The following is a 20,547-nucleotide window of genomic DNA, read 5'->3' as shown; positions in this document are numbered from 1 at the left end:
TTAGGAGCGCTGTAATGCCTGAGATCTATCATTTTTTCCAAACGCTGGTTAACGGGATGACCGTTGGCAGCACCTATGCCTTGATAGCCATTGGCTACACAATGGTTTACGGCATCATTGGAATGATTAACTTCGCCCATGGCGAGGTGTACATGATTGGCTCCTACGTGGCCTTCATCGCCCTTGCCGGGCTGGCCATGCTGGGTATCCACTCCCTGCCGCTGTTGATGACCGCTGCGTTCCTGGCGTCGATCATCGTGACCAGTGCCTATGGCTACAGTATCGAGCGCGTTGCCTACCGTCCCTTGCGTGGCAGCAACCGTTTGATCCCGCTGATTTCCGCCATCGGCATGTCGATCTTCCTGCAGAACACTGTATTGCTGTCCCAGGACTCCAAGGACAAGTCCATTCCCAACCTGATCCCGGGGAGCTTCTCCTTCGGCCCAGGTGGCGCACAAGAAGTGCTGATTTCGTACATGCAGGTCCTCGTTTTCGTCGTCACCCTGGTGGCGATGCTGGGCCTGACCCTGTTCATCTCCCGCTCCCGTCTGGGGCGCGCCTGCCGGGCCTGCGCCGAAGACATCAAGATGGCCAACCTGTTGGGCATCAACACCAACAACATCATCGCCCTGACCTTCGTGATCGGTGCTGCGCTGGCCGCCGTCGCGGCGGTGCTGCTGAGCATGCAGTACGGCGTGATCAACCCCAACGCCGGCTTCCTGGTAGGTCTCAAGGCCTTTACCGCAGCGGTATTGGGCGGCATCGGCAGTATCCCGGGCGCGATGCTCGGTGGCCTGGTGCTGGGTGTGGCCGAAGCGTTCGGCGCCGATATTTTCGGCGACCAGTACAAGGACGTCGTGGCGTTCGGCCTGTTGGTTCTGGTGCTGTTGTTCCGTCCGACCGGCATTTTGGGCCGTCCGGAGGTTGAGAAAGTATGAGCAGATATCTTAAATCGGCGTTTTTCAGCGCCTTGCTGGTATGGGCCGTGGCCTTCCCGGTACTCGGCCTCAAGCTGAGCATTGTCGGCATCAACCTGGAAGTGCACGGCACCGGTCCCGTGACCCTGACCATCATCGCCCTGTGTTCGGTGCTGATGTTCCTGCGCGTGTTGTTCAGCGATCAGTTCAATGCCCTGCTAAAGGGCAACCGTGGTCCGTTGGTATCGCCCAAGGTCAGCCAATTCCTGACCCTGCCGCGTACCCAGCGCTACATCATCATCGCGTTGATCATCGCCGCGTTGATCTGGCCGTTCTTCGGTTCGCGCGGTGCGGTCGATATCGCCACCCTGATCCTGATCTACGTGTTGCTGGGCCTGGGCCTGAACATCGTGGTAGGCCTGGCTGGCCTATTGGACTTGGGTTATGTGGGCTTCTACGCCGTGGGTGCCTACACCTACGCGTTGCTGTCGCACTACCTGGGCTGGAGCTTCTGGATCTGTCTGCCGCTGGCCGGCATGGCGGCGGCCACGTTCGGCTTCCTGCTGGGCTTCCCGGTACTGCGCTTGCGCGGTGACTACCTGGCGATCGTGACCCTGGGCTTCGGTGAAATCATCCGACTGTTCCTGCGTAACCTCACCGATATCACCGGCGGCCCCAACGGTATCAGCAGCATCCCCAAGCCAACGTTCTTCGGGCTGTCGTTCGACCGCAGCGCTGCCGAGGGCATGCAGACTTTCCACGAGTACTTCGGGATCGACTACAACCCGGTGAGCAAAGTGGTGTTCCTGTACCTGGTGGCGCTGTTGCTGGCGCTGGCGGCCCTGTTCGTGATCAACCGCCTGCTGCGCATGCCGATCGGCCGTGCGTGGGAAGCGCTGCGCGAAGATGAAATCGCCTGCCGTGCCCTGGGCCTGAACCCGACCATCATCAAGCTCTCCGCGTTCACCCTGGGCGCCGCGTTCGCCGGTTTCGCCGGCAGCTTCTTCGCGGCTCGCCAAGGCCTGGTAACGCCAGAGTCGTTCACCTTCATCGAGTCGGCGATCATCCTCGCCATCGTGGTACTGGGTGGCATGGGCTCGCAGCTGGGTGTGATCCTGGCGGCCATCGTGATGATCCTGCTGCCGGAAATGATGCGTGAGTTCAGCGAATACCGCATGTTGATGTTCGGCGCCATGATGGTGCTGATGATGATCTGGCGCCCTCAAGGCCTGCTGCCCATGCAACGTCCACACATGGAGCTGCGCAAATGAGCCGCGAGATCCTGAAAGTCGAAAACTTGAGCATGCGCTTCGGCGGCTTGCTGGCGGTCAATGGCGTGGCCCTGACCGTGAAAGAGAAACAAGTGGTTGCCCTGATCGGCCCTAACGGCGCCGGCAAGACCACGGTGTTCAACTGCCTCACCGGTTTCTACAAGCCGAGCGGTGGCAGCATCCTGCTGGACGGCCAGCCGATCCAGGGCCTGGCCGGTCACGAGATCGCCCGCAAGGGCGTCGTGCGGACCTTCCAGAACGTGCGGCTGTTCAAGGACATGACGGCGGTCGAGAACCTGCTGATCGCCCAGCACCGTCACCTGAACACCAACTTCTTTGCCGGCCTGTTCAAGACCCCGTCGTTCCGCAAAAGCGAGCGCGAGGCCATGGAATATGCAGCGTACTGGCTCGACAAGGTCAACCTGACCGAGTTCGCCAACCGCCCTGCTGGCACCCTGGCCTACGGTCAGCAACGTCGCCTGGAAATCGCCCGCTGCATGATGACCCGCCCGCGGATCCTCATGCTCGACGAACCGGCTGCCGGCCTGAACCCCAAGGAAACCGAAGACCTCAAGGCGCTGATCAGCGTGTTGCGTGAGGAAAACAACGCCACGGTGTTGTTGATCGAACACGACATGAAACTGGTCATGAGCATTTCCGACCACATCGTGGTGATCAACCAGGGCACGCCGCTCGCCGACGGGACCCCGGAGCAGATCCGCGACAATCCTGAAGTGATCAAAGCCTATTTGGGGGAAGCGTAAAATGCTGCAATTCGAAAACGTTTCCACTTTCTACGGCAAGATCCAGGCCCTGCACAGCGTCAACGTGGAAGTGCGCCAGGGTGAGATCGTCACGCTGATCGGTGCCAACGGTGCCGGCAAATCGACCTTGCTGATGACCCTGTGCGGTTCACCCCAGGCTCACAGTGGCAGCATCCGCTACATGGGTGAAGAACTGGTCGGCAAGCATTCCGCTGAAATCATGCGCAAGAGCATTGCCGTGGTGCCCGAAGGCCGCCGCGTGTTCTCGCGCCTGACCGTGGAAGAGAACCTGGCCATGGGCGGGTTCTTCACCGACAAGGGCGACTACCAGGAGCAGATGGACAAGGTGCTGCACCTGTTCCCTCGGCTCAAGGAGCGCTTCAGCCAACGTGGCGGCACCATGTCCGGCGGCGAGCAGCAAATGCTCGCCATCGGCCGGGCGCTGATGAGCAAACCCAAGCTGCTGCTCCTGGACGAACCGTCCCTGGGCCTGGCACCGATCATCATCCAGCAGATCTTCGACATCATCGAACAGCTGCGTAAGGACGGTGTAACGGTGTTCCTGGTAGAGCAGAACGCCAACCAGGCGCTGAAAATCGCTGACCGTGCCTATGTGCTGGAAAACGGCCGGGTGGTGATGCAGGGCACGGGTGAGCAGTTGCTGACCGATCCGAAAGTACGCGAGGCGTACCTCGGGGGTTAAGAGACGGTAGCTGTAGAGACCGGATCTAAAATGTGGGAGCGGGCTTGTGTGGGAGCGGGCTTGCCTGCGATGGCATCACTGCGGTGTGACTGACACACCGAGGTGGCTGCATCGCGGGCAAGCCCGGCTCCCACACGCGCCCGCTCCCACATTTTTTTGTGTGCCCCAGATTTTTTTAATTATTTTCGCCAAGCATGTAACGAAACCCAGCCTGCTGCCTCTAGTGGAGTAAGCAGGCAAACAAGCCTGATACCTCAACCCACTGCTGGAGATACACCATGACCACCAAACTGTCCGCCGCTACCCTCGTCCTGGCCCTGGGTTCCGCCCTGAGCCTGTCCGCCCTGACCACCACCGCCCACGCCGCCGACGACATGCAGAAGTGCTTCGGCGTCGCTGAAGCCGGCAAGAACGATTGCGCCGCTGGCGCTGGCACTTCCTGCGCCGGCACCTCGAAAGTCAAAGACCAGGCCAATGCCTGGAAACTGGTCCCGGCCGGCACCTGCGCCAAGACGCCAAGCTCCACCTCGCCGACCGGTTTCGGCCAGGAAGCCGCCTTCACTGCCAAGTCCTGATTCAACCCGCAACCTGAGTACTGATGATGACGCTTTCACCCCAACACACCGTCTCACCGGCTCAGGTGCCCGGCCTCCCCTACAGGGCCGGGCTGGGGCTGAAGAACGAGCACTTCAGCGAAGTGCTCGAGACCTCACCCGACATCGGTTTTTTTGAAGTGCACGCCGAAAACTACATGGTGGCCGGCGGCCCGTTCCATCACTACCTGGGGCTGATTCGCGAGCAGTACCCTCTGTCGCTGCACGGCGTGGGGCTGTCCATCGGCGGTGAAGGCCCGTTGAACCGTGAGCACCTGGGGCGGCTGGCCACGTTGATCGAGCGCTATCAACCCCACTCTTTTTCCGAACACCTGGCCTGGTCCAGCCATGGCCCGGTGTTTCTCAATGACTTGCTGCCCCTGGCGTATGACGCGTCGACCCTGAACCGGGTGTGCGAACACATCGACCAGGTGCAAAGCACCCTCAAGCGGCCAATGCTGCTGGAGAATCCGTCGACTTACCTGCAGTTCGAGCGCTCGACCCTGGATGAGACTGACTTCATCAGCGAGATCATCCGTCGCACCGGCTGCGGCCTGTTGCTGGACGTCAATAACGTCTACGTGTCGTGCATCAACCATCAGCGCGATCCGCTGGCCTACATCAATGCGTTGCCTTTGCACGCTGTGGGTGAGATTCATCTGGCAGGCTTTGCCGAAGATACCGACAGCCTGGGCGACCGACTGTTGATTGATGACCATGGCGCGCCCATCGACAACGCCGTATGGCAGCTGTACGAGCAGGTACTGGCACGGACCGGCCCGGTGGCCACGTTAATCGAAAGGGACAACCAGGTGCCGGCGTTCAGCGTGCTGCTGGCTGAAGCCCAACACGCCGAATGGCACCTGGCGCAGGTGAACCCATGAGCCTGCATGAAGCGTTTGCCAATGCGTTGATATCGCCTGACCTGCCCTGCCCCGACGGCCTGTTCAGCAGCAACGGCGCCGACCCGGCCAGCCGTTTTGCGGTGTATCGCAACAACGTTCACAGCTCGTTGATCAATGCACTGGTAACGGCCTACCCCGTGACCTTTCAATTGGTCGGCGAGGCGTTTTTCCGCGCGATGGCCGGCCTGTTTGTACAGGCATGCCCGCCCACCCAACCGCTGATCAGTGAGTATGGCAGCGCCTTCCCCGCGTTCATCCAGGACTTTGAACCCGCCGCCAGCGTGCCCTACCTGGCTGACGTGGCGAGGCTTGAGCGCCTGCGGGTGCGTGCTTATCACGCGGCCGATACACCATCGCTGGATCAGCAGGCCGTGCTTCAAGCCCTGCAAGGTCAAACCGACCTGGGAAAACTGCGCCTGCAACTGCATCCGTCCCTGGCCACCTTGAATTCTGCCTATGCGGTCGTGGCGGTGTGGGCTGCCCACCAGACCGAGGGTGCCATGGCCACGCTGAACCCCTGGCACGCTCAAGGAGCGCTGGTGCTACGCCAGGGCCTGGCGGTCAAGGTGTTCACGATTGACGCGGGTTCGGTCGCGTTTATCGACAGCCTCAGCCACGGCACCGAATTGGAAATGGCCGTGACACACGCCTTGGAAGCCTCGGCCGAATTCGACCTGCACCAGTGCCTCACGGTGCTGATCAGCCACGACGCCATCACTCATTTGCACCTGGAAGAAAAGGTATCGCCATGAACGCATCCCCAACGTGCCTGATCAAACGGGCCATCGCATTGTTTGAAAAAATCCCCTACAGCCTGATCGCCTTTCTCGCACGCTTTTCGATTGCGGCGGTGTTCTGGAAGTCCGGGCAGACCAAAGTTGAAGGCTTTGCCATCGATCTGATCAGCGGCACCTTCCAACTCGGAGAACCGCGGCTGGCCGCGTCGACACTGCCGCTGTTTCGCAGCGAATACCACGTGCCGTTGCTGTCGCCAGAAGTGGCCGCGCACATGGCGGCGTTTGCCGAGCACTTTTTCCCGGTGCTTATCCTGGTGGGCTTTGCCACCCGCTTCTCAGCCTTGGCGCTGATCGGCATGACCCTGACCATTCAGTTGTTCGTGTACCCGGACGCCTACCCGACCCACGGCACCTGGATCGCCTTATTATTGCTGCTGGTTGCCAAGGGCCCGGGCTGCCTGTCCCTCGATCATCTGATCGCACGTCGCTATCGTTAAAGGCGGTCGAGGGCCTCGCCGCTGCGCTTGAACCAGTCCACCAGATAATCGGCCAGGACCTGGGTGCGCCGAGGCAGCCCTCCCAGGTAAGGGTGAACCAGGTACATCGGCATGCTCCGTGTCTGATAGTCGCGCAGGAGCCAGCGCAATCGACCGTCAGCCAGTTCCGCAGGTAATACGTAGGACGGCAGGCGCGCAATTCCCGCCCCCACCAGTGCGGCCTTCTTCAACAGGTTGTAGTGGTTGGACGCAAACGTGCCGCTGACCCGCACCCGCAGCAGCTCATGCTGTTGGTGATACAGCCATTCTTCACGCCCGCTGTAATGGCTGTTGAGCAGGCAGGTGTGGGCGGCCAGGTCCGCCGGGGTCTGCGGCTCGCCATGCTGTTCCAGGTAGGCCGGGCTGGCGCAGGTCATCTCATGCCAGGCCAGCAGCGGCTTGGCCACCAGTCGCTCGTTTTCGATCGCCCCCGAACGTACCCCCAAATCGAACCCATCCCGCGCCAGGTCGCGATAGTTGTTGTTCAACTCCAGTTCGATCTGCACCTGGGGATAGCGCTTGGTGAACTCCAGTAGCAAGCCATCAAAGAAGGTTTCGCCCAATGACACCGGAACCGTCATACGCACCGGCCCGGCCAAATCGTCCTTGAGCCGCGCCAATGCCTGACGGGCTCGGTCCACCTGAACCACCAGCGCCTGGGCCTGGGGCAACAAGGCAGCACCGGCTGCGGTGAGGCTGAGCTTGCGGGTGGTGCGGTGCAGCAACACCACGGAATACTGTGCTTCCAATTGGCTGATGCGTTTGGACAACTGGCCCTTGCTGCACCCCAGTTGCTCGGCCGCCACGGTAAAACTGCCGGCTTCGATCAAAACGGCAAAGGCAGCCAGGTCATCCATCTCGCTCATGGATTGTTTCCATTTGAAAACCAAAGGTTGCCTATTAGCACGTTTATCCACCCAAAAAGCCACACTAGACTGAACCTTCACTTACCCCTGGAGGAACAGCACGATGAAAATCCTATTGATTGGTGCCAGCGGCACGGTTGGTTCAGCGGTGAAGGCAGAGCTGGCGCAGCGCCACGAAGTGATCAGCATCGGCCGCAGCAGCGGCGACTTCCAGGTGGATATCAGCGACAGCGCCTCGATCCGCAAACTGTTCGAACAGACCGGCAAGTTCGACGCGCTGGTCTGCGCAGCGGGCAGCGTCAACTTCGTACCACTGGGTGACATGAGCGAAAAAGACTTTGAATTGGGCCTGCGCGACAAGCTGATGGGCCAGGTCAACCTGCTGCTGATTGGCCGCGAGTACGCCAATGATGGCGCTTCTTTCACCTTCACCAGCGGTATCTTGAACCGTGACCCGATTCGTACCGGCGCCTCGGCAGCACTGGTCAATGGCGCACTGGATGCCTTCGTCAAAGCAGCGGCGATCGAATTGCCGCGCGGCCTGCGTATCAACTCGGTGAGCCCGACGGTCCTGCTGGAAGCCATGGGCAGCTACGCGCCGTATTTCCGCGGCTTCAAACCGGCGACAGGTGCCGATGTGGCGCTGGCCTACGCAAAAAGTGTCGAGGGCCTGCAGACCGGTCAGACCTACATCGTAGGTTGAGAGGCCATTGCCTCACGTGAGAACTCAGACATCCATTCAACCGCCAGTGCACGCGGGGCCAAAAACCTGAACGCCCCGCCCAGCTGGCTTTGAACCCTGGACGTACTGAGTTGATAGCCGTCTACGTAGAGTGTTACGTATTTTTGGTAGGTTAGCAGCGTAATGGATTGTGTTCTTGCCTTCGCCTCCGGACTCAGCGAGACATCCACCTCAACATAGGCGGGGTCAGCGTTCCCGGCCCCTTTGAGTGTCACCGAAATATGCGTGAAATCCGTGGCCGACGAGTAGTCGAGCCGGGCGGGTTCGTCTGAAAGGGCAACATTTGCCCAGAGCAACAGTACGCAGATACTCCATTTGATATTCATGGCCGCCTCCGGGCAAAAAGAGGTCGACACTCTCACGACGCTCTCACCCTGAGTGTAGGAAAAGTCTCTATCAGCAACGCTCCATTTCCCTTCATTGCGACGCAGGCAATTCAAACGGTGTCCCGCACTTGTGATGCAGCGCCAGCCTGCGTAACGTGGCGGCACTTGTTTGGAGACCGATCAATGCGTGCCGTCCGTACCCTCGCCCTGTTTGCCCTGCTGCCCTTGTTCACCGCTTGCCAGATGTTCGAGAGCGAGCCGGCTAAACCCTCTACCGCCGGAATGACCCGCATGCAGGGTGAACTGACAGCGGTCGGCGGCAAGCTGCTGTTCCAGCCGTGCGGCGACCAGCGTAACTACGTCGTCAACGATACCGGCGGCACCAGCGTGCTGCAGGAAGCTGCTTCCCTGGCCGGCCAGCAAGGCGCACTGTTCGCCGACCTGCGCGGCAAGTTCTCTGGCGTGGCGGCCGGCACCCAGGGCTCGGTGGAGCTGCAACAGCTCTACCGCGTCGAGCGCTCGACCTCGGCCTGCAACGACCCGGACTTCAAGCGCATGATCCTGCGGGCCAACGGCCATAAACCGGCTTGGGCGATGAACGTCACGGCCAAGGGCATGGTGCTCGAACGCGAAGGCCAACCACCGTTGGCGGTGCCCTACGTGGAAGAACAGATCGGTGACGGCCGCTTCAACCTGATGACCGAAGCCAACAACCAGCACGTCGAACTGTGGGTGGCCCCGCAGCGTTGCGTCGATCCGGTCAGCGGCAGCCTGCAGCACATGACCGCCGAATTGCGCGTGAACGGCCAGGTGCAGCGCGGTTGCGCGGCGTTCGGCGGCTCCCGGGACGACTGATTCGGCCCTGCGCTGTTTTAACCTGACCGAAATCCGCCATTGGGGCTTATAATCGCCGGTTTGCAAAACAGCCGGCCTCTTTGCCCGCCGCCTACCCGGACCCTGTCATGTTACGAATCACCGAACTCAAGCTGCCCATCGACCATCCCGAAGAAGACCTGCGCCCTGCCATCGTGCAGCGCCTGGGCATCGCCAGTGATGACCTGCTCGATTTCACCCTGTTCAAACGCAGCTACGACGCTCGCAAGAAGTCCTCGGAGCTGTGCTTCATCTACACCATCGATTTGAACGTGAAGGGCGAAGCCGCCCTGCTGCTCAAGTTTGCCGATGACCGCAACGTCAACCCGGCGCCGGATGTCAGCTACAAAGTGGTAGGCCAGGCGCCGGAAGGCCTGGCAGAGCGTCCGATCGTGGTGGGCTTTGGCCCCTGCGGAATTTTCGCCGGGCTGCTGCTGGCACAAATGGGCTTCAAGCCGATCATCCTCGAGCGCGGCAAGGAAGTGCGCCAGCGCACCAAGGACACCTGGGGCCTGTGGCGCAAAAGCGTGCTCAACCCCGAGTCCAACGTGCAGTTCGGTGAAGGCGGTGCCGGGACCTTCTCCGACGGCAAGCTCTACAGCCAGATCAAGGACCCGAAATTCCACGGTCGCAAAGTGCTGCACGAGTTCGTCAAGGCCGGTGCACCGGAAGAGATCCTCTACGTCAGCAAGCCGCACATCGGCACCTTCCGCCTGACGGGCGTGGTGGAAAACATGCGCGAGCAGATCATCGCCCTGGGCGGTGAAGTGCGTTTTGAGCAGCGTGTGACCGATGTGCTGATCGAAGACGGCCAACTGAACGGCGTTGTGGTGGATGGCGGCGAGCAAATCCTTTCCAAGCACGTGATCCTGGCCCTGGGCCACAGTGCCCGCGACACCTTCCGCATGCTCCACGGCCGCGGTGTATACATGGAGGCCAAACCGTTCTCGGTGGGCTTCCGTATCGAACACCCGCAATCGTTGATCGACGCCGCGCGCCTGGGCAAGTACGCCGGGCACCCAAAACTCGGCGCGGCCGACTATAAGCTGGTGCACCACGCCAAGAACGGTCGTTCGGTCTACAGCTTCTGCATGTGCCCGGGCGGTACCGTGGTGGCAGCCACTTCCGAGCCGAACCGCGTCGTCACCAACGGCATGAGCCAGTACTCGCGTAACGAGCGCAATGCCAACTCGGGCATCGTGGTGGGCATCACCCCTGAGGTGGATTACCCGGGCGGCCCGCTGGCCGGTATCGAGTTGCAGGAGCGCCTGGAATCCCACGCCTACATCCTCGGCGGCAGCAACTACGAGGCTCCGGCACAGCTGGTGGGTGACTTCATCGCCGGCAAGCCGTCCACGGCCCTCGGCAGCGTGGAGCCATCCTACAAGCCAGGCGTATCCCTGGGTGACTTGGCGCTCGCGCTGCCGGACTTTGCCATCGAAGCCATTCGTGAAGCATTGCCGGCGTTCGAAAAACAGATCAAGGGCTACTCGCTGCACGACGCGGTGCTGACCGGGATCGAGACGCGCACGTCGTCGCCGCTGCGGATTACCCGAAACGAATCGATGCAGAGCCTGAACGTCAAAGGGTTGTTCCCGGCCGGTGAAGGCGCCGGTTATGCCGGTGGGATCCTGTCGGCAGGTGTGGACGGCATCCGTATTGCAGAAGCGTTGGCCCGGGATATGTTGGGCCTGGAGGCCTGACCCTTCAACGTGTAGGAACCCGGCTTGCCGGCGATGGCGGTCTTGAAATCAACGTTGAATTCAAAGGCCTCATCGCCGGCAAGCCGGGCTCCTACAGGTTCAGATGTTGGCGCGCAGAATGTTGTCCGGCAACGGCTCGCCGCGCTCGACACTGGCCGCAACAGCCGCGATCAAGCCCTCCAACCCATAGCCCTGCGCTTTAAGCCACGCCTGATCGTAATAGGTGGTGGCATACCGCTCGCCCCCATCACACAATATCGCCACGATCGATCCCGATTCCCCTGCCGCTTTCATCTGTTGTGCAGCCACCAAAGCGCCAATCAGGTTAGTCCCGCTGCTGCCCCCGACCCGCCGCCCCAAGCGTTCGGCCAGGTAGTGCATAGCCGCCAGCGATAACGCATCCGGCACCTTGACCATCGCGTCGATCACCTTCGGCAGAAACGAGGCTTCAACCCGTGGCCGACCAATGCCTTCGATGCGAGAGCCGCAATCCAGGCGCAAGCTGGCGTCGCCGCTCTGGTAGAAGTCGAAGAACACCGAACGCTCGGCATCCGCGCAGAGCACCCGGGTGCAATGCTGGCGGTAGCGTACATAGCGCCCCAGGGTCGCGGTGGTGCCGCCCGTGCCCGGGCTGGAGATCAACCAACTCGGTTCGGGGTAATGTTCGAATCGCATCTGCTGGAAGATCGACTCGGCGATGTTGTTGTTCGCCCGCCAGTCGGTCGCCCGCTCGGCGTAGGTGAACTGGTCCATGAAGTGACCGCCACTTTCCTTGGCCAGGCGTTCGGATTCGGCGTAGATCTGTGTCGGGTCCTGTACCAGATGGCTCTTGCCACCGTAAAAAGCAATCTGGGCGATCTTTTCCTGAGACGTGGTGGCCGGCATCACCGCGATAAACGGCAGGCCAAGCAGGCGCGCGAAGTAGGCTTCCGAGATTGCCGTGGAGCCACTGGACGCCTCGATCACCGGCGCACCTGGCTTCAGCCAGCCGTTGCACAGCGCATACAGAAACAGCGAGCGGGCCAGCCGATGCTTGAGGCTGCCGGTGGGGTGGCTGGACTCATCCTTGAAATACAACTCGATACCCGGCAACCCCGGCAGTGGCAAAGGGATCAGGTGCGTGTCGGCGCTACGCTGAAAGTCCGCTTCAATGATGCGAATGGCTTCGCGGGCCCAGGTACGTTGGTCGCTCATAAGGTGAGTCTCTAAGAATTTCATCCGCAATCTTAGGGGGTTTCCTACACTGCACACAGATACAGTGACGACTCAATTGGACACACAATTGCTAGGCTTTGGCGCAACGCCTCCCCGGGCCATCGCTTATAACAAATAAGAATATAACTTTTGTTTTAACAACTAACGGTACGGGTTAGGGTACCCACCTATTGAACCTGGATTGGAGAGCATCCCGTGCCTCTGCGTAGCACTTTCACCCGTTTCTTCCAGCTGGAAGCCGCCAGCGGTCTGTTGTTGATCGCTGCTGCCGCCCTGGCGCTGATCATCAACAACTCTCCGTTGTCGCACCTGTACAACGCCTTCCTCGACGTACCGGTGGTGGCCCAGGTGGGCGCCCTGAAAATCGCCAAGCCCGCCCTGCTGTGGATCAACGACGGCCTGATGGCCTTGTTCTTCCTGCTGATCGGCCTGGAGGTCAAACGCGAGCTGCTCGACGGTCACCTGTCCAAGCCTTCGCAAGTGGTGCTGCCCGGTGCAGCGGCCATTGGCGGCATGGTGGTACCCGCCTTGATCTACTGGGCGCTGAACAAAGGCAATTCAGCCGCACTGGCCGGCTGGGCGATCCCCATGGCCACGGACATCGCGTTCGCCCTGGGCGTATTGGCCCTGCTGGGCAAACGCGTGCCGGTATCGCTGAAACTGTTCCTGATGACCCTGGCCATCATCGATGACCTGGGCGCGATCATCGTCATTGCCCTGTTCTATTCCACCGACCTGTCCGGCGCCTCCCTCGCCGGCGCGGCGGCGTGCCTGATTGCCTTGATCGCGATGAATCGCCTTGGTGTGATCAAGCTCGGCCCGTATCTGATCATCGGCCTGATCCTGTGGGTCTGCGTGCTCAAGAGTGGCGTGCACGCCACGCTGGCCGGCGTAACCCTGGCATTCTGCATCCCGATGCGCACCAAGAATGCCGAGCCTTCGCCGTTGCTGACCCTGGAACACGCCCTGCACCCCTGGGTGGCCTATGGCATCCTGCCGCTGTTCGCCTTCGCCAACGCCGGTGTCTCGCTGACCGGCGTCAGCCTGGACAGCTTCACCCACCACGTACCGATGGGCATCGCCGCCGGCCTGCTGATCGGCAAGACCGTCGGCGTGTTCGGCCTCACCTGGATAGCCGTGAAAACCGGCCTCTCCGCCCTGCCCTCGGGCGCCAACTGGGGCCAGGTCTTCGGCGTGGCGATCCTGTGTGGTATCGGCTTCACCATGAGCCTGTTCGTCGGCTCCCTGGCGTTTGTGCCGGGTGTCAGTGAGTTCGCCGGGGAAGACCGTATGGGCATCCTGACCGGTTCTATCCTGGCAGCGTGCATTGGGTATGCGGTCACGGCGATGGCGAGTCGCAAGAAAGCTTGAGCCTGCTCAGGAGCCGGACATCCGGCTCCTGAATTCCTCCAATTCCTTCCTGTCCCCCGGACGCGACCTACATCCCGACTTTTCTGGTTGCCATAACGTCATGAGCCCGACTAACCCGCCGGGCTTCGTTATCTAGCAAACACAATTCAGCCAAGCCCCATGGCCTGAAAACGGAAGAGATCCAGGGAGGAAAAATAAAGATGCGATATCACGATCCAGATTTGGAACACGATGAGGCAGTACGTTATCTAGCAACATCGGACGTGAATAAAGTGACAGAAGCCCTGATATCCATTGGGCTTAATGAGCTGAATGGAGAGTGGGCGGAGCACACTTGCCTCCAGTTCATCGACCATCCTGACGATAGCTTTTCGGCAGCGGCTATCGTAGCGATCGGTCACATAGCACGTCGATTCGGCGCGGTAGACATGGCGAAAATCACACCAGCGTTCGAACGAGCAAGACGCAGATCCCCCTCGTTGTCGGCTGCAGTGAATAACGCCATGGACGACATAGAAATGTTCACCTGAGGCCCAAAACACCTCACACAAAAAACCTCAACCGCTCACCCGGTTGAGGTTTTTCTTTTTCCTCTGCGAACCCCCAACATGAAACTTGCCCACCCAGCCCCCATCCCCCCCTAAAGACTTCACGCTCACCGCCGACTAGCTGGTGTGGCGCCTCGACTGTCCCGGCCCGGGACGCCCGCCCGACTTTGCTCTTCAACGCGTTTTCAGCCCGAGCGTAAACCCCATGTTCCTGAGAAATATAAGAATCGCAGCCAGGGCCTTCATCGGCTTCGCTGCCATTGCGTCACTGAGTGTGTTTCTCGGCCTGTTTGCGCTCAAGCAGATTGGCGAAGTGCAGTCCCAGGCGGCCGACATCCAGAACAACTGGATGCAGCGCGTCAGGATTCTGGCCCTGGCCAATGCGTCGCTTGACCGTTTTCGCTTGGGTGAAATGGCGCACATCCTGTCGTCCAGCGATGGCGATATGCAGACCTACGAAGACAAGTCCGCAGGTCGCCTCAAGGCGGTCAAGGAGCAGTTGACCCAGTACGCGGCGCTGTTGCGTACACCGGAGGAAAAGTCACGGCTTGAGGTGTTCAACCAGAGCCTTGAGGCTTACGCGAAAAACCATACCGAAATGCTCAAGCGCTCGCGCTCAGGCGATAAAACCGGCGCGCGGGACTTTCTCAACAGCATTCGAGAAAGCTATGAGCAGATGACCAAGAACTTCGACCAACTGATCGACCTTGCCAACAAGGGCGCAGAACAGGCCGGCATGACGTCCGTCGGCGCTTACCAGCATGCGGTGAGCGGTATCACGCTCGTGATCCTGCTGGTCAGTGGCGGCACGGTGCTGGTGGCCTGGTTGCTGACGCGCAGCATCACCAGCCCGATCAACGAAGCGGTGCAGGTGGCCGAGACCATTGCCAAGGGCGACCTGACCCAACCGATCACCCCCACGGGCAACGACGAAGCCACGCGTTTGCTCAGGGCCCAGGAGGTCATGCGCAACAACCTGGTGCAGACCCTGCGGCAGATCACCGGCTCGTCCAGCCAACTGGCGGCGGCGGCCGAAGAGCTCAATGCCGTCACTGCCGAAGGTAGCCGTGACCTGCAGCAGCAACATGGCGAAATCGAACAAGCCGCTACTGCCGTCACCGAGATGACCACGGCGATTGAGGAAGTGGCGAGAAATGCGGCGTCCACCTCCGACCTGTCCCAGGAGTCGCGAAGCATTGCCTTGAAAGGCCAGCAGCGCATGGTCGAAGCGCTGAACGCAATCCAGGCGCTGACCCGTGGTGTTGAACTCAGCTCCGGCCAAGTGGGCGGCCTTGCCGAGCAGGCCAAGGGGATCGGCAAGGTCCTCGACGTGATCCGCACGATTGCCGAGCAAACCAACCTGCTGGCGCTTAATGCGGCCATCGAAGCTGCGCGCGCGGGCGATGCGGGCCGTGGGTTTGCCGTGGTGGCCGATGAAGTGCGCGCCCTGGCCCACCGCACCGCCCAGTCGACCCAGGAAATCGAACAGATGATCGGCAGCATCCAGACCAACACCGCCAGCACCGTCAACACCATGCTCGACAGCAGCACCATGACCGAGCAAACCCTGGCGCTGGCCGAACTGGCGCAGAAAGCGCTGGCAGATATCCTGGCGGCCAACGATGAGATCAATGACCGCAACCTGCTCATCACCACGGCAGCGGCTGAGCAAGCTGATGTGGCCCGGGCGGTTGACCGCAACTTGCTGAACATTCAGCAGTTGTCGGTTCAATCTGCGCAAGGCTCGACCCAAACGACGGCTGCGTCGCAGTCCCTGGCAAGCCTGGCCCATGAGTTGAACACCTTGGTGAAGCACTTCCAGATCTGAGGACAGCCTGAGAAACCAAAAAGCCGTCTCGGTTTAAACCGAGACGGCTCCACTTCTTAGACCTTAAAGGTCATCGAAGCTGTCCCGCAGGAACACCCACACGTGGTACACACGCAGGGCATTCACTACGAGGTTCCACGTACGTCGTGCAAACTTCGACATACTCGGCCCTCCAAATGTTGGGCCTTGCCTCCAGCGTACTTACCGGAACATGCGCGCCTTCGGATGCTGTCATCGCGTCCTTTGAGGTGGCTGGGTTGATGGGCCACCCGCATCAATCCGGCACGGATTACTAGCCCGTGGCGGTTGGTCCGAAAACTTCGGCGTTGACCCAGTTGATCTGCAAAGTGACGAACGTGGAACGGCGTTGATACTAACGGGGCATAGAGCCAAAGGTGTGACCAAGCGCAGCTGAATGCAGTGGATTGCGCTTAAAGTGTATTACCGTCTTTTGCAGAAAAATCCGGTAAAGGAAATCTCATAAATCATGCTCACCTCCCATCAATGAGCCTTGCGCGACACTTTAAGCAGCATTAGTATTTCGCCCATGTCATCGCGTCCTGTGAGTATGCAAGCCCAACCAGAACTGGGATTGCAATAAAGAACCGCCCTACTAAGGCGGTTTTTTATTGCCTGTATTTTTAGTCCATACGAAAGCGCTTTCACTTCAACTCTAATGCTCAGCCAACCTTGCCCCACGTAATAAAAAAACCCCCAACCAGTCACCTGGTTGGGGGTTTTGTGTTTCTACAACCGACGCTTAGCGAGTCACGCGGCTGGTGCCGTTAACGGTCATGATGCGAACGCGGTCACCAATGCGGAAGATCTCGTTCTCTTCAACCGCTTGCACGTAGGCGCGCATGCTGCCGTCGTCTTCGCGAACGGTGATTTCAACGCCTTGGGTGCGGGTCAGGCCTTCTTCGGTGGCCGAGCCCAGCAGGCCGCCAGCGACGGCGCCGATCACGGCAGTGACAATGCTGCCACGGCCGCCGCCGATGGCGCTGCCGCCAACGCCGCCGATGACTGCGCCAGCAGCGCCGCCGATTGGGGTCTTGGTGCCTTCGATTTTCACCGGACGCAGGGATTCAATGGTCCCCATGCGAACGGTCTGTACACGACGCGCTTCGTCACGGGAGTACGAGTCGCCGGTCAGACTCGAGGCGCAGCCACCCAACAGCAACGACAGGGTGGTAAAGCAGGCAACTAGTAAAACGGACTTACGCATAGCATCAACTCCAAAGGACAGGTATTCATTAGACGCTGCGGCTTGGCGCCTGTCACGGCAAGCACGGCAGAAAATTGCTTTCATTCAGCCCTAGTACAGACTGCCCTTACCAGAAAACTCGACGAACGGTAGTACTCTCCTTGTACCAAGAAGTGTCACGCATACGCTTGCCGGTGGAGTTGTCCGCAATCAACAACCCGAAGCCTCTTGATAGAGACGCCGGGCCTGCGGACATTATTCAGGTGAGGTGACGAAAGGTGAGGCTCAGGGCGCCAGGCGCTCGCGTGTCCACTCGCCCGCTTGCAGGCGATAGTTCAGGCGGTCATGCAGGCGGCTGGCGCGGCCTTGCCAGAACTCGATGCGCTCAGGCAGCAAACGGTAGCCGCCCCAATGCTCGGGGCAATCGGGCTGGGTATCACTGAAACGCTGCTCGGTTGCCTTGAGCAAGTCCTGCAGTTCTTCACGGTCACGGATGACCTTGCTCTGCGGCGACGCCCAGGCCCCCAGGCGGCTGCCCAAGGGACGCACCTGGTAATACGCGTCCGACTCTTCAGGCGTGACCTTGACCACCCGCCCCTCGATACGCACCTGGCGCTCCAGGGTCGGCCAGAAGAAAGTCATGGCCGCGAAGGGCCGTGCCGCGAGCTGTTCACCCTTGGCACTCTGATAGTTGGTGAAGAAGGTAAAGCCCTGCGCATCCAGCCCCTTGAGCAACAGGATGCGACAGTGCGGGCGACCTTCGGGGTCGACCGTCGCCAGGGTCATGGCATTGGCTTCCACCGGTGGCTGCTCGGTTTTCACCGCATCGGCAAACCACTGGTGGAACAACGCAAACGGTTCATCCGGGGCCTGGGCCTCGCTCAAACCGTCCCGTGTGTAGTCACGGCGCATATCAGCCAGTGCCTGGGTCATGCGACTTTATCCTTGTGCTTCAACAGATCAGTTTTTCGCCTGGTCGTTCGCAGCCGGTGCAGCAGCCTTGGCTGGAGCCGGTTTCTTCGCGGCGGGTTTGGCCGGCGCTTTTTTGGCGGCAGGCTTGGCAGCGGCTTTCTTGGCCGGAGCCTTTTTCGCGGGAGCCGCTTTCTTCGCAGCGGGAGCCGGAACCGGCGCTGGCGCCGTTTGTACCGCGACCATTTCAGCCACTGGCGGTTTGCCCGAGCTGTATTTGTTCAGCAGGGCGAGCATCGTAGTGCGCTGGGTGAACAGGATTTCCATGCGACGGTTCAGTGCGCGGCCCTGGGTGCTGTCGTTGGCCGCACGCGGCATCAGGTCACCCATGCCACGCAGCATCAGGCGATCCTGCTTCAAGCCGCTAAGGCTGAAAATCGACGCGATGGACTGCGCACGCTCCTTGGTCAGGGCTTGACTCACCGGCTCCGCGCCATTGGTGTCGACGTGACCCAGAACCAGTACGGCGGTTTTCGGGTCGCCTTCAACGGCCTTGGCTACACGAGTGAACGGGCCCAGGGTCACCGGCAGCAACATCGCCGGGCGTTTCGGGTTGTAGGAACCATCCACCGGGGCGATCACGACCAGTACGTTTTCGCGGCGCTCCAATTGCAGGTTGCTGTCCTTGATGGCAGCACGCAGGCGCGGCTCGTAGTCGTCCAGCCAGGCTTGGGTGATTTTCGGATCAGGCATTGGCACGTTGGTCACATCGACCTTGGCCAGTGGCTTTGGCTTGCTTTCGAACGGCCACCACCAGTGGGTCTCGGTGTCGGTCTTGGCAACCTCCGGCGCGGCGGCTGGCGACGGCGCTGGAGTCGCAGCCTTGAGGTCGGCTTTCAGGTCAGCCTTGGCGTCGGCCGCCTTGTCGTCGGCGCTCTTGGAGGAGAACGGCCACCAGCTGGAGCCGGTATCCGCCTTGGCGACGGGGGCTGGCGCGGCGGCTGCAGGAGCCGGTGCGGCAGCGGCAGCGACAGGCGCAGCAGGCTTGGCGCCAGCAGCCGGCTTGGCATCCGGCTTGGCGTCGGTTTGGGTCACTGCGTCCTTGGTAGCAGCCTTATCAGATCCAAATGACCACCAATGCCCACCTTCGGCATCATTTTGTGGAGTTTGTGCGCAGCCAGTAATAGTGAGGCACAGCGCCAGTGCCAAGGACTTGTTCGATAACATGAGATATCCACAAAATGAGAAAAAACCAGGGGGTCTGGATGACCCGTTAAACAGACGCTTACTGAACATTAAAGTTACATCATTTCGCTCAGCGTCTTCTTATAGTTGCCTTTGTAACAAAAAAACGTGAAACAGCAAGGGGTTTACAGACAACCGGCCAATATTCCGACCAACTTCTGTGCACGTGGGTCCATAAGTACATAAGGCCCCAGTGTATTAGTCACAAAACCAAACGCTACATCATGTTCAGGGTCGGCAAAACCGACCGAACCGCCCGCCCCGGGATGGCCAAACGCACGCGGGCCAAGGCCGAAGGTGGCATTGGGCAATTGCGGTTGATCCAACATGCAGCCAAGGCCGAAACGGGTTTGGGTCAATAAGGTTTTATCCGGCCCCATACTGTGTTCGCGGGTCAATTGTTCGAGCATGTCGCTTTCCAGCAAACTACCGTCCAACAAACCGCTATAAAAACCGGCCAGGCTGCGGGCATTACCGTGACCATTTGCCGCTGGCTGCTGCATGCGCCGCCATTCGGGTTTATTAGTGCTCGTCAGAATAGACGGTGGATTGGCAAATGCCCGCGTAGTCATGGCCGTGGGCTCGCGCATCATTACTTGAAGTAACCGTTGAGCCGCCTCATCGCCCATATTGCCTTTGCTGCGCGCTATATGTGCAACACGATGAAACTCTTCGTCCGCCAGCCCCACGTGGAAGTCCAGCCCCAAGGGCCGCGCCACTCGCGCCACGATGGACTCCCCCGGGCCCCGCCCGTCGGCACGGCGCAGCAATTCGCCCACCAGCCAGCCATAGGTGATGGCCTCGTAGCCATGGCCTTCGCCGGGCGTCCACCACGGGGCCTCGGCCGCCAGGGTGTCGACCATCAGTTGCCAGTCGTACAGGGCTTCGGTGGGCAGCATTTCGCGGATCGCCGGCAACCCGGCCTGGTGGCAGAGCAGCTGGCGCAGGGTGATGGCCTCTTTGCCCGCCGCTGCAAACTCCGGCCAGTAGTTGGCCACGGGCGCGTCGAGTTGCAGCTTGCCTTCGGCCACCAATTGCAGGGCCGTAACGGCAGTAAAGGTCTTGGTGCAGGAGAACAGGTTGACGATGGTATCGCTGTGCCAGGCCTCGGCTCCGTCCTTGTCGGCGGTACCAGCCCACAGGTCGACGACCGTTTCGCCACCGATCTGGATACACAGCCCGGCACCACGCTCCTGTGGGTCATCGAACAACGCTGCGAACCCTTCGCGCACCGCTTCGAACTGGAGCTCGTAATGACCCTGAATCTGCACCTAAGCCCCCTCGGAAAATA

21 protein-coding genes and 1 pseudogene are annotated in these 20,547 nt (G+C 60.5%); 15 read left to right on the top strand and 7 right to left on the bottom strand.

What is annotated here, in order from left to right; all coding sequences use genetic code 11:
• The first annotated feature begins 14 nt into the window (after nucleotides 1–14).
• From livH to HX792_RS03280, 8 genes are all read left to right on the top strand, one after another.
• Nucleotides 15–938, top strand: coding sequence for a high-affinity branched-chain amino acid ABC transporter permease LivH (gene livH, locus HX792_RS03315; RefSeq protein WP_176994753.1), 924 nt, complete (start codon nucleotides 15–17; stop codon nucleotides 936–938).
• The gene (locus HX792_RS03310; protein WP_176994752.1) at nucleotides 935–2,188 is read left to right on the top strand and encodes a high-affinity branched-chain amino acid ABC transporter permease LivM; all 1,254 of its coding nucleotides are present in this window, start codon (nucleotides 935–937) and stop codon (nucleotides 2,186–2,188) included. Before livH ends, HX792_RS03310 begins: the two co-directional genes overlap by 4 nt.
• A complete protein-coding gene (gene livG / locus HX792_RS03305) occupies nucleotides 2,185–2,952 on the top strand; it encodes a high-affinity branched-chain amino acid ABC transporter ATP-binding protein LivG (protein ID WP_078741162.1) in 768 nt (255 codons plus the stop codon). The genes HX792_RS03310 and livG overlap by 4 nt, the downstream gene beginning before the upstream one ends.
• 1 nt (nucleotide 2,953) lies before the next feature.
• Complete coding sequence (locus HX792_RS03300) at nucleotides 2,954–3,655, top strand: ABC transporter ATP-binding protein (protein ID WP_065932826.1); 702 nt, start codon at nucleotides 2,954–2,956, stop codon at nucleotides 3,653–3,655.
• Nucleotides 3,656–3,933: 278 nt separating this feature from the next.
• Complete coding sequence (locus HX792_RS03295; protein WP_116628314.1) at nucleotides 3,934–4,230, top strand: DUF2282 domain-containing protein; 297 nt, start codon at nucleotides 3,934–3,936, stop codon at nucleotides 4,228–4,230.
• 23 nt (nucleotides 4,231–4,253) lie between these two features.
• Nucleotides 4,254–5,132 (top strand): DUF692 domain-containing protein, encoded by an 879-nt coding sequence (locus tag HX792_RS03290; protein WP_176994751.1) that lies wholly within the window; start codon nucleotides 4,254–4,256, stop codon nucleotides 5,130–5,132.
• Nucleotides 5,129–5,905 carry a DNA-binding domain-containing protein gene (locus HX792_RS03285; protein WP_176994750.1) on the top strand — a complete coding sequence of 259 codons (777 nt, stop codon included), beginning with the start codon at nucleotides 5,129–5,131 and terminating at the stop codon, nucleotides 5,903–5,905. Before HX792_RS03290 ends, HX792_RS03285 begins: the two co-directional genes overlap by 4 nt.
• Complete coding sequence (locus tag HX792_RS03280) at nucleotides 5,902–6,387, top strand: DoxX family protein (RefSeq protein WP_176994749.1); 486 nt, start codon at nucleotides 5,902–5,904, stop codon at nucleotides 6,385–6,387. Before HX792_RS03285 ends, HX792_RS03280 begins: the two co-directional genes overlap by 4 nt.
• Here HX792_RS03280 and HX792_RS03275 read toward each other — a convergent pair.
• Nucleotides 6,384–7,292: a LysR family transcriptional regulator gene (locus HX792_RS03275; RefSeq protein ID WP_176994748.1), complete on the bottom strand. Its 909-nt coding sequence runs from the start codon at nucleotides 7,290–7,292 to the stop codon at nucleotides 6,384–6,386. The two genes, HX792_RS03280 and HX792_RS03275, sit on opposite strands and share 4 nt — an antisense overlap.
• Nucleotides 7,293–7,395: 103 nt before the next feature.
• Between HX792_RS03275 and HX792_RS03270 the strand changes: the two genes are divergently transcribed.
• On the top strand, nucleotides 7,396–7,995 hold the full coding sequence (locus tag HX792_RS03270) for a short chain dehydrogenase (protein ID WP_176994747.1): 600 nt from the start codon (nucleotides 7,396–7,398) through the stop codon (nucleotides 7,993–7,995).
• Here the strand turns inward: HX792_RS03270 and HX792_RS03265 are convergent.
• Nucleotides 7,980–8,360, bottom strand: a complete 381-nt coding sequence (locus HX792_RS03265; RefSeq protein ID WP_176994746.1) for a hypothetical protein — start codon at nucleotides 8,358–8,360, stop codon at nucleotides 7,980–7,982. The genes HX792_RS03270 and HX792_RS03265 overlap by 16 nt on opposite strands.
• A gap of 183 nt (nucleotides 8,361–8,543) precedes the next feature.
• Between HX792_RS03265 and HX792_RS03260 the strand changes: the two genes are divergently transcribed.
• Both HX792_RS03260 and HX792_RS03255 read left to right on the top strand, forming a co-directional pair.
• Nucleotides 8,544–9,215: a COG3650 family protein gene (locus tag HX792_RS03260; RefSeq protein WP_176994745.1), complete on the top strand. Its 672-nt coding sequence runs from the start codon at nucleotides 8,544–8,546 to the stop codon at nucleotides 9,213–9,215.
• Nucleotides 9,216–9,322: 107 nt separating this feature from the next.
• Nucleotides 9,323–10,936 (top strand): NAD(P)/FAD-dependent oxidoreductase, encoded by a 1,614-nt coding sequence (locus tag HX792_RS03255; protein WP_176994744.1) that lies wholly within the window; start codon nucleotides 9,323–9,325, stop codon nucleotides 10,934–10,936.
• Nucleotides 10,937–11,035: 99 nt separating this feature from the next.
• Here the strand turns inward: HX792_RS03255 and HX792_RS03250 are convergent, their stop codons facing one another.
• Nucleotides 11,036–12,130 carry a PLP-dependent cysteine synthase family protein gene (locus HX792_RS03250; RefSeq protein ID WP_176994743.1) on the bottom strand — a complete coding sequence of 365 codons (1,095 nt, stop codon included), beginning with the start codon at nucleotides 12,128–12,130 and terminating at the stop codon, nucleotides 11,036–11,038.
• 216 nt (nucleotides 12,131–12,346) lie between these two features.
• On the opposite strand from HX792_RS03250, the gene nhaA reads away from it, so the two are divergent.
• The 4 genes and pseudogenes from nhaA (at nucleotide 12,347) to HX792_RS30530 (ending at nucleotide 15,898) form a co-directional block, all read left to right on the top strand.
• Complete coding sequence (gene nhaA / locus HX792_RS03245; protein ID WP_176994742.1) at nucleotides 12,347–13,522, top strand: Na+/H+ antiporter NhaA; 1,176 nt, start codon at nucleotides 12,347–12,349, stop codon at nucleotides 13,520–13,522.
• Between the two features lie 200 nt (nucleotides 13,523–13,722).
• Entirely contained in the window at nucleotides 13,723–14,052 is a 330-nt protein-coding gene (locus HX792_RS03240; protein WP_218172532.1) for a hypothetical protein, read from the top strand.
• Between the two features lie 223 nt (nucleotides 14,053–14,275).
• A pseudogene (locus HX792_RS30535) lies at nucleotides 14,276–15,040 on the top strand (MCP four helix bundle domain-containing protein); the annotation flags it as partial.
• Nucleotides 15,035–15,898: a methyl-accepting chemotaxis protein gene (locus tag HX792_RS30530; protein ID WP_371319323.1), complete on the top strand. Its 864-nt coding sequence runs from the start codon at nucleotides 15,035–15,037 to the stop codon at nucleotides 15,896–15,898. The pseudogene HX792_RS30535 and the gene HX792_RS30530, both read left to right, overlap by 6 nt.
• Before the next feature lie 760 nt (nucleotides 15,899–16,658).
• Here HX792_RS30530 and HX792_RS03230 read toward each other — a convergent pair.
• The 4 genes from HX792_RS03230 to HX792_RS03215 form a co-directional block, all read right to left on the bottom strand.
• Nucleotides 16,659–17,123 (bottom strand): glycine zipper 2TM domain-containing protein, encoded by a 465-nt coding sequence (locus HX792_RS03230; protein WP_056857494.1) that lies wholly within the window; start codon nucleotides 17,121–17,123, stop codon nucleotides 16,659–16,661.
• A 264-nt stretch (nucleotides 17,124–17,387) separates the two neighbouring features.
• Nucleotides 17,388–18,035: a pyridoxamine 5'-phosphate oxidase gene (pdxH, locus tag HX792_RS03225; RefSeq protein ID WP_176994740.1), complete on the bottom strand. Its 648-nt coding sequence runs from the start codon at nucleotides 18,033–18,035 to the stop codon at nucleotides 17,388–17,390.
• A 27-nt stretch (nucleotides 18,036–18,062) separates the two neighbouring features.
• Complete coding sequence (locus HX792_RS03220; RefSeq protein ID WP_176994739.1) at nucleotides 18,063–19,238, bottom strand: OmpA family protein; 1,176 nt, start codon at nucleotides 19,236–19,238, stop codon at nucleotides 18,063–18,065.
• 143 nt (nucleotides 19,239–19,381) lie between these two features.
• Nucleotides 19,382–20,527, bottom strand: coding sequence for a serine hydrolase domain-containing protein (locus HX792_RS03215; RefSeq protein ID WP_176994738.1), 1,146 nt, complete (start codon nucleotides 20,525–20,527; stop codon nucleotides 19,382–19,384).
• Nucleotides 20,528–20,547 lie beyond the last annotated feature (20 nt).

Source organism: Pseudomonas sp. B6002 (assembly GCF_013385985.1).
Classification (GTDB): domain Bacteria; phylum Pseudomonadota; class Gammaproteobacteria; order Pseudomonadales; family Pseudomonadaceae; genus Aquipseudomonas.
Note: the sequence above shows the minus strand (reverse complement) of the source record. Positions and strands in the feature narration are given on the sequence as shown.